Origin of the sequence: Arthrobacter nitrophenolicus (assembly GCF_000332815.1) — a bacterium.
In the GTDB taxonomy this organism is placed as follows: domain Bacteria; phylum Actinomycetota; class Actinomycetes; order Actinomycetales; family Micrococcaceae; genus Arthrobacter; species Arthrobacter nitrophenolicus.
Genome location: NZ_AOFD01000116.1, coordinates 1 through 1,539, shown reverse-complemented (window position 1 = coordinate 1,539; position 1,539 = coordinate 1). Strand labels below are relative to the sequence as shown.

Genomic DNA, 1,539 nt, shown 5'->3' with positions numbered 1-1,539 from the left:
CCGGTACATATCAAGCTGTTTGTGACAGCTGGGTGGGTTTTTTGTGGTTGATTCCTGCGACGGGAGGGATTCCCGGTGCGGTGGGCTTACGACGGTATCGGTGTGGGTTGCGGGCGTAGCAGGCATCGAGAGTTTGTTGTCGTTGCCTGCGCGCCTGCTCGATCAGTCCGTGATGGACGGTATCGGGCGTGTAGTAGTTCAGGCCACTGTGACGATGATGGCTGTTATAGCCTGCGAAAAACTCGCCCATGTATTCCCGGGCGTGCTGCAGGTCTTGGAACCGTCGCGGGAAATCCAGGTCATATTTCACGGTCTTGAACAGTGACTCTGAGTACGGATTGTCATCAGAAACCCTCGGGCGCGAGTAGGACAGTGTGATGCCCAGGGCCCGGGCGAGGTCCAGCGTTGTGCCGGCCCGCATTGGTGCGCCGTTATCGGCATGCAGCACCGCTGGGCACTGTTTGTTCCTGGCCACGGCCTCGCGGATCAGGGCCGAGGCGAAGGCCGCGGTTTCGGTGGTTTCGACGCGATGCCCGACGACCTTGCGGGAGAAGACATCGAGGATGGTGTAGAGCCGGTAGGTGTGTTTGCCGGGCCCGTGGAGCATCGTGATGTCCCAGCTCCAGAGCTGGTTGGGAGCCGTGGCTTCCAGGACGGGCTTGATCCTTTTAGGGCCGGTGCTGCTGCGTTGCGCGCGGCGGTCACCGTTCTGCCCGTAGCTGGCCACGATACGGTGGGCGGCGGCGATCGAGAACGAGCAGAGACCCGCGTCCAGCATCCGGTAATAGGCCTGGGTAACGGAGAGATTCCCGTATTCTTCGGAGTTCAGTGTCGCCATGAACTCCTCGGCTTCGGTCTGGGTGATCCGGTTCGGGTAGGCCCGTTGGGCATGGGGCACCGTGATCCCTGCCGCGGCGGACGGGCTCAGATGCCGATACCAGGCAGTGCGGTGAAGGCCCACCAATGCGCAGGCCTTCACCGCTGACCAGCCGGCCGTCACCAGCTTCCCGACGAAGGTCAGGGCGATGTCTTTCCAGACTTTGGGATCAACCACTCCGGCCGCTGCGGCTCCGCTTCCTTCAGCACGGGGTCCGTCGCCGCCGCGCTCTTGGCCATGGCGTCCAAGAGCGCGGAAGCTTTTCCCAGGATGTCCACCGCAGCCTCGGACCTGGCCAGCTTGGCCTTGAGGATCTCGTTCTCCTTCAAGACCTGTTTAAGTAGCCTCTTATCGCCTTGCCTCAAACGCTGGTCCTCACTCCCTGTCTTGAATCTGGATCTCAGCTCGCCCGATTCACGCTGCCGGACCCAAAGCCGGATAGTGCCATCGGTGATGCCCACCGCACGGCTGAACGCGATCTTGGACCCACGCTCAAGGCACTTGTCGTACTCATCAAGAATCTCGTGCTTCTGCGCGAGAGTGAAGTGCTTCCGGTTCGAGGCACGAGGAGGGATAACAAAATCCATGACGGACCTTTCCTCGCCCTGTGTGTCAGGCAGCGTCGGCAGCAAACCTGTCGCACAACAGCCTGACACACAGGG

2 protein-coding genes are annotated in these 1,539 nt (G+C 61.4%); both read right to left on the bottom strand.

Going from position 1 to position 1,539, the window contains the following annotated elements; all coding sequences use genetic code 11:
* Positions 1-10 precede the first annotated feature (10 nt).
* Positions 11-1,054 carry an IS3 family transposase gene (locus G205_RS20335; protein ID WP_009359688.1) on the bottom strand — a complete coding sequence of 348 codons (1,044 nt, stop codon included), beginning with the start codon at positions 1,052-1,054 and terminating at the stop codon, positions 11-13.
* Positions 1,018-1,464 (bottom strand): hypothetical protein, encoded by a 447-nt coding sequence (locus G205_RS20330; RefSeq protein ID WP_009359687.1) that lies wholly within the window; start codon positions 1,462-1,464, stop codon positions 1,018-1,020. Before G205_RS20330 ends, G205_RS20335 begins: the two co-directional genes overlap by 37 nt.
* Positions 1,465-1,539 lie beyond the last annotated feature (75 nt).

What these genes read in the sequence shown, in the direction of transcription:
- G205_RS20330 (WP_009359687.1), bottom strand. Translation starts at nt 1,464, where the DNA reads ATGGATTTTGTTATCCCTCCTCGTGCCTCGAACCGGAAGCACTTCACT.